General features: G+C 43.3%; 5 protein-coding genes. 2 read left to right on the top strand and 3 right to left on the bottom strand.

All coding sequences use genetic code 11. The annotated features are described in order from the left end of the window. Position 1: 1 nt before the first annotated feature. Both ACILP5_RS03650 and uvrA read right to left on the bottom strand, forming a co-directional pair. Complete coding sequence (locus ACILP5_RS03650; protein ID WP_395617303.1) at positions 2-1315, bottom strand: 4Fe-4S dicluster domain-containing protein; 1314 nt, start codon at positions 1313-1315, stop codon at positions 2-4. A gap of 35 nt (positions 1316-1350) precedes the next feature. Next, positions 1351-4185, bottom strand: a complete 2835-nt coding sequence (gene uvrA / locus ACILP5_RS03655) for an excinuclease ABC subunit UvrA (protein ID WP_395617304.1) — start codon at positions 4183-4185, stop codon at positions 1351-1353. 247 nt (positions 4186-4432) lie between these two features. Here uvrA and ACILP5_RS03660 point away from each other — a divergent pair, with 247 nt between their 5' ends. Both ACILP5_RS03660 and ACILP5_RS03665 read left to right on the top strand, forming a co-directional pair. Further along, positions 4433-5464, top strand: a complete 1032-nt coding sequence (locus ACILP5_RS03660; protein WP_395617305.1) for a DUF3089 domain-containing protein — start codon at positions 4433-4435, stop codon at positions 5462-5464. A 4-nt stretch (positions 5465-5468) separates the two neighbouring features. After that, positions 5469-6533, top strand: coding sequence for a mannose-1-phosphate guanylyltransferase (locus ACILP5_RS03665; protein WP_395617306.1), 1065 nt, complete (start codon positions 5469-5471; stop codon positions 6531-6533). Here the strand turns inward: ACILP5_RS03665 and ACILP5_RS03670 are convergent. Further along, positions 6530-7141 (bottom strand): B12-binding domain-containing protein (locus tag ACILP5_RS03670; protein WP_395617307.1); only part of this gene is annotated, 612 nt, incomplete at its 5' end. The two genes, ACILP5_RS03665 and ACILP5_RS03670, sit on opposite strands and share 4 nt — an antisense overlap.

The following is a 7141-nucleotide window of genomic DNA, read 5'->3' on the forward strand; positions in this document are numbered from 1 at the left end:
TTTATTCTTTAGCCCAATTCAGACGATCAGCTGGATTAAATTTCCACGGACTTTGGTTTGTTTCCACATTCGCGAACATGGCATTCCAAGCCCCTGGCGCATCCGATAGTTCCATGATTTGGTAACGACGCATTTCTAATATGATACTTAAAGGTGACAGCTCCATCGGGCATGCCTCCACACAGGCCTGACAAGACGTACAGGCGCGCAACTCTTCGGCAGAAATTCGATCAAATAAGGATTTTCCATCCTCTACAAAAGTCCCTTTATTCGCCTTCAAAATACCCCCTACTTCCTCTAGGCGATCGCGGGTATCCATCATAATCTTACGTGGGGAAAGTGCACGACCCGTTTGATTCGCTGGACATTGTTCTGTGCAACGACCACATTCCGTGCAAGAATACGCATCCAATGCGTTCTTCCAGGTCAAATCCACCACATCTTTCGCTCCAAACTTCGCCGTACTAGCCGCCTGCTCCTCTACCGGCTGACCTAACATTAACTTAACTTCGTGTGTCACCGAAGGCATAGCAGACATCTTCGCTGATGATTCTAAACTAGAGAAATAAGCGGAAGGGAATGCAAAGAATATATGCAAGTGTTTCGAATACGTCACATACAAGGCAAATGACAAAATCCCGATAATGTGAAACCACCAGGCAGCCCGTTCAAGCACGATCAAAGCAGAAGTAGAAAGCGGTGTAAAAAGGCCCATCAATTGACCCGAAATAAGGAAAGAACCCACCTTTTCGTAATGTTCCACACCTCTGGATTGTAAGACGGCATCTGTTCCGTTCATGGTCCACAAGGCTACCATCAAAACGACCTCAATGAGTAAAATTTGGTAGGCATCCTTAACTGGAAAACCTGTTAATTCTTTGTGATTTGATGCCTGTAAACGACTTGTGCGAAATACCCCTCGACGGAGAAAAAAGAACAAACAGGCTACAAAAACACCCCCCGCTAAGAGCTCAAAAAAGTTCATTAAACCGACGTAGAAACTCCCTAAAAAAGGAGCGAAAAGACGGTGTGTTCCTAAAATACCATCCAATACAATCTCTAAAACTTCGATATTGATTAAAACAAATCCGATGTAGAGCAGGAAGTGAAAAAAGCCAACTAGGGGCTTAGTAAACATCTTCTTTTGACCAAAAGCCAAAAGCGCCATGCGCTTAAATCGCTCCGAGGGATGATCATTTAAGTTAACTGGGCGTGCCAGGCGTATGGTTTGAATAATAAGCGCGAATCGCTGGTAAATCAAGTAGGACATACCCCCTAAAAGGGCGATAAATGCGAGTTGAGGCAGATAGTTCATCGTTGATGTAGAAAGTGCATAAATGTAGAAAAAATCTACGATAATTCCTTTTTCAAAAAGCGTCCCGTATGACTATTTTTCTCCTTTGCAATCTGCTCTGGCGTACCACTCGCTAACAATTGCCCCCCTGCGTTTCCTCCTTCAGGACCCATATCAATCAGGTAATCAGCCACTTTGATCACGTCCATATTGTGTTCGATAATCAACACCGTATTTCCTTTATCGACTAATTTCTGCAATACATCTAAGAGAAGTCGCACGTCTTGAAAGTGCAAACCAGTCGTAGGCTCATCTAAGACATATAGCGTCTTACCCGTATCCTTTTTCGAAAGTTCTTCTGCAAGCTTTACACGTTGTGCCTCTCCACCAGAAAGTGTAGTGGCATGTTGTCCTAAGGTGATGTAACCTAAGCCTACCTCTGCTAAGGTCTGTACTCTACGGAAAATGCGCGGCTGATTTTCGAAGAATTCCAAAGCCTGCTCCACCGTCATATCGAGCACATCAGAAATCGATTTACCTTTGAATCTTACCTCTAAGGTCTCGCGGTTAAATCGTTTCCCCTTGCATGTTTCGCATTCCACTAACACATCTGGCAAGAACTCCATCTCAATCTTTTTGCGACCCGCTCCCTCACAACCTTCACAACGGCCACCTTTCACATTAAAGCTAAACCGTCCAGCTTTATATCCGCGAATCTTAGACTCGGGTAGTTCGCAATACAATGTGCGAATGTCGCTGTACATATTCGTATAAGTCGCTGGGTTAGAACGAGGGGTTCGTCCGATGGGACTTTGGTCCACCTCAATCACCTTATCGATATTCTCTAAACCAGTAATCAACTTATGCGGCATCGCATCGCGCTTCGTGCGATCGAAATGCTGCTTTAATTTCAAGACCAAAGTATCGTGGATCAAAGTCGATTTACCGGAACCAGAAACACCCGTCACCACCGTAAAAGTACCCAATGGTAATTTCACCGACACATTCTTCAAATTATTCCCTGTCGCCCCTTTTAATTCGATGCTCAGACCATTTCCTTTGCGGCGAACAGATGGTATTGTAATCTCCAGCGCACCGTTTAAATAAGCTGCCGTAGGCGTCTTCAATTTCAAAAACTCAGCAGGCGTACCTGAACCCACCACATTTCCTCCATGACGGCCTGCACCTGGGCCAATATCTAAAATATAGTCCGATTCCAGCATCATGTCTTTGTCATGTTCTACGACCAAGACTGAATTGCCTAAATCGCGCAAATCCTTCAGCGCTTGAATCAATTTCTCATTATCTCGCTGGTGCAAACCGATACTCGGCTCATCCATAATATATAAAACACCCACGAGCTGCGTCCCTATTTGAGTCGCTAAACGAATCCGCTGTGCCTCTCCACCTGATAGACTTTTCATCGGTCGATCGAGCGTTAAATAGGTTAAACCAATTTGGGTCAAAAAGCCCACGCGCTTTCTGATTTCTTTCAAGACTTCCACCCCGATCTGCTGCTGGCGATCGCTCATACGTGTTTCCACATCCGCGAACCAGGCCTCCAGTTCAGTAATATCCATTTGGGCTAATTGCCCAATATGTTTATCTGCGATACGGAAGTGCAAGGATTCTTTTTTCAATCGAAAGCCATCGCATTCTGGACATTTCTTGATGATCATGAAATCCTTCAGCCAATCCTGGGTCTTTTCAGAACCAGACTCTTGCTGGCGCTTCAAGAAATTAACAATGCCATCATATTTCGTATTCCATTCTGTTCCCTCGTATTTCTTCGATGGCACTGCAACAGGCGCATCAGAACCATACAACATTAATTCCACGGCCTCCGCTGGGAACTTCGCGATAGGGGTAGAAAGGCCCACTTTAAAGGGCTTCAGAAGCACCTCTAATTGCTTGAATATCCAAAGCTCCCGGTATTCCCCTATCGGTGCAATAGCCCCGCGAATAATACTCAAAGAACGATCTGGAATCACCGAATCCTCCGTAATTTCTTCCACGACTCCTAGTCCATTGCAACAAGGGCAAGCGCCATAAGGACTATTAAACGAGAAAGTATTAGGTGCTGGTTCATCATAGGACAAACCTGTCGCCGGATCCATTAAGGTCTGAGAGAAGTAATGTAATTTATTCTTGGCATCTAGGACGTAAACTTGTCCTTTGCCTTGGTTCATCGCTGTCTGTAGGCTTTGGGATAAACGCAAGCGTTCATCTTCGGCTACCACTAAACGATCGACCACTATTTCGATATCGTGTACTTTAAAACGATCGACCTGCATCTTAGGTTCGATGTCCATTATTTCCCCATCTATGCGCACCTTCGTATACCCCCACTTCGCGATTTGTACGAATAGTTCGCGGTAATGTCCTTTACGGCCTTTAACTACGGGCGCGAGTAACACCACTTTACCTTTATTGAATTGGGTTAATAAGGTCTCAATGATTTGATCGACCGACTGCTTCACCATTTTCTCCCCTGAAAGGTAAGAGAAGGCTTCCCCTGCACGCGCATAGAGTAGACGCAAGAAATCATAGATTTCAGTGGTCGTTCCTACCGTAGAACGGGGGTTTTTAGAGGTTGTCTTTTGTTCGATGGAGATCACCGGCGAAAGCCCTTCAATCTTATCTACGTCTGGGCGTTCCATGTTTCCTAAAAAGGAACGGGCGTAGGCGGAGAAGGATTCCATGTAACGTCTTTGGCCCTCTGCATATATCGTATCAAAGGCTAAAGATGACTTTCCTGACCCCGAAATACCTGTCACCACTACAAGCTGGTTGCGCGGAATGGAGACGTCAATATTCTTTAAATTATGCTCGCGTGCACCCAGCACTTGAATGTGGGAAAATCCGGTAGAATCAGACGCGTTTGAAGCCATAGGTTGGGAATCGATCGATCCACAAAGGTACAAAAAAAGAGACTGCACATAAAGGGTCAGACTCAAACTAATTTTAATAGCGTTACAAGCTCTTGCACAGTTGAGGCAAAAACAGCCAAATACTGTCAAGAAATTTGAAAATCTGGTGCCTATTTTTTCCAAATTAGGTACTCGAATTAAAACAATAAATGAATGATTTCGTTAGTACAAAACATTTAAGTAGTAGCTTTGTCTATAAATTTAACCAATGAGAGCACTCTTCATTTTGTCCCTATTCCTTTTAAGTGCATGCGCAAGTAATCAGACCTATCATGTCTTATCCGCTCGTTTTAAGGATTCTCCACAACCTGCCGCAGCTGATTATGCAGATCCGAATTCCTGGTCAGCCTTGCCTTCTCGCTTTGATGCGGCAGATTTAGTCCCACGCAAGTCCTCTTTGAAAGATAATCAGGCGGAATCTAAAGCCGATGTATTCTTTATTCACCCCACCATATTTACCTATAAACCTGAAAACGAATACGTTTGGAATGCGTCTATGTCAGATGTAGCTTTAAATAGAAGCACAGACAGCTCGACCATCTTAAATCAAGCCACTGCATTTAATGCAGCAGGCCGAGTTTTTGCCCCGCGCTATCGTCAGGCACATTACCATGCTTTTGTCACCGAATTCAAAGAGGACAAAGAAGCTGCATTAGATGTAGCTTATTCTGATGTGAAAAGAGCTTTTGAGTATTATTTGGCCAAAGAAAACAAGGGTCGTCCTATCATCATTGCAGGTCACAGCCAAGGTACCGTTCACGCCACCAGATTATTAAAAGAATACTTTGATGGAAAAGAATTAGGCAAGCAACTGGTGGCAGCCTACATCATTGGAATTGCGACTCCTAAAAATATTTTTACCCAAATACCGGTTTGCACAAGCCCGAATCAAACCGGTTGCTTTATAGCCTATACTACTTTTTTACAAGGTTATTTACCTCCTTGGCATCCAGGAACGGTGACGGAATTGGCTTCGGTCAATCCATTAACTTGGTCCACAGATGAGGTTTTTGCCTCCAAAGAGAAGAACATAGGAGGTGTGTCCTATGGATTCAAATACGTGAAAGAATTTGCGGATGCGCAAAACCATTTAGGTGTCTTGTGGACGAACACGCCCTATGTCCCTGGTCGTTCTTTTGTCAAATTGAAAAACTGGCACAAAGCGGACATCAATTTATACTACCAAAATATTAGAGAAAACGCTGTATTACGTGTAAACACGTTCCTCAGCCAAAAATAAGCATATGCCTAACTGCCTCGTAATTATGGCGGGCGGAATCGGAACCCGGTTTTGGCCCATCTCTAGAAGTAATTATCCTAAACAATTCCACGACGTTTTAGGCGTAGGAAAAACGATGCTGCAACAAACCGCAGAACGTTTTGATGGAATTGTAGCGAAAGAAAATATCTATGTCGTAACCAGTGAAGAATTCGCAGGGATCGTTCAAGAACAACTACCTTTTCTTAGCCCGGATCAGATTTTAAAAGAACCTCAGCGTAAAAATACAGCTCCTTGTATCGCTTATGCTGCCTACAAGATTAGCAAAAAGCACCCGAAAGCAAAGCTAATTGTAGCCCCAGCCGATCATGTGATTTTAAAAGAGGAGGCATTTAAATCCCGGATTGAGGAAGCCATTGAAGTGGCTAAAAATGAACCCGTATTAGTGACTTTAGGAATCGTTCCTACGCGCCCTGATACAGGTTATGGGTATATTCAATACCAAGACTCCGCAGTAGCTGCAAAAACGGTAAAAACATTTACGGAGAAGCCTAACTTAGAATTAGCTGAGGCTTTTTTAGAAAGTGGCGACTATGTATGGAACGCTGGAATTTTTATTTTCTCCATTCCCACCTTCAAACATGAACTAACCAAACACCTTTCTCGACTTGCTGAGCAATTCGAAGAAGGTCGAGCCTTTTATTACACCGAAGAAGAGCCTGGATTTATCAAAAAAGTCTATGCCGTTTGCAAGAGCATTTCAATGGACAATGGGGTGATGGAAAAAGCACGTGATGTAAAAGTGATTTTGGCGGATATCGGCTGGTCAGATTTAGGAACGTGGAAATCTTTGCATGAGATCAATGAAAAAGATGATCAACTAAATGCAGTCGATGCGAACGCGATGTTATACCAAACAAACGATTGCATCATTAAGGCACCTAAAGATAAATTAGTGGTGATTCACGGCTTATCGAATTACATCGTAGCTGAACACGGTAATGTATTAATGATTTGTCCCAAAGACCAGGAGCAACAAGTGAAACAATTCGTGGAAGATGCGACAAAGCTAGACACTAGCTTCAGTTAAGATTCAATCATTTCAATCAAGGTATTGAAATCTCCAATCAATTGAATTCTAGCCGGAATAGGTTCAGGAGAGTGCAATACATTGTATCCTGTCAATAATATATGCGCATCTGGAAGATGCTTGTCTAATTCTGCCACATAAGCGGGCAATACATCCTGTGATGGTTCAGTTGTAAAAACACTGAAAACATAATCAGGTTGGTGTATTTCATAGGCCAAACATAATTCATCAAAAGGAAGCGACTGACCTAAATAAACCGCTGAATGCTGGCGAGCACGGATTAAATAACTCGCAAATAGTAATCCAATTTCGTGCATTTCACCTTCTGGCAGATACAATAAGAATTTCTTTGCATTCGCTTTCGGTTTTGCCATTTGGGAATCAATGGCTGCAATAATTTTCTGACGAATCAAGTGCGTAATAAAGTGCTCCTGAGCTGGTCCCACCGAACCAGAAAGCCACAAGGTACCTAAACGGGTCAAAAATGGATAAATAACCTTTAGCATAAAGTTCTCAAAACCATATGCCTCCGTAATAGACTTCGCTAACTCTTGGAAACGATACTCGTCCAAGTCCATCATCGCCACTGTAATGGCTTGAATATGTTC

The sequence above is a fragment of the Aquirufa sp. genome (genome assembly GCF_044239315.1).
Lineage (GTDB): Bacteria > Bacteroidota > Bacteroidia > Cytophagales > Spirosomataceae > Aquirufa.

What these genes read in the sequence shown, in the direction of transcription:
- ACILP5_RS03650 (WP_395617303.1), bottom strand. Translation starts at nt 1,315, where the DNA reads ATGAACTATCTGCCTCAACTCGCATTTATCGCCCTTTTAGGGGGTATG.
- uvrA (WP_395617304.1), bottom strand. Translation starts at nt 4,185, where the DNA reads ATGGCTTCAAACGCGTCTGATTCTACCGGATTTTCCCACATTCAAGTG.
- ACILP5_RS03660 (WP_395617305.1), top strand. Translation starts at nt 4,433, where the DNA reads ATGAGAGCACTCTTCATTTTGTCCCTATTCCTTTTAAGTGCATGCGCA.
- ACILP5_RS03665 (WP_395617306.1), top strand. Translation starts at nt 5,469, where the DNA reads ATGCCTAACTGCCTCGTAATTATGGCGGGCGGAATCGGAACCCGGTTT.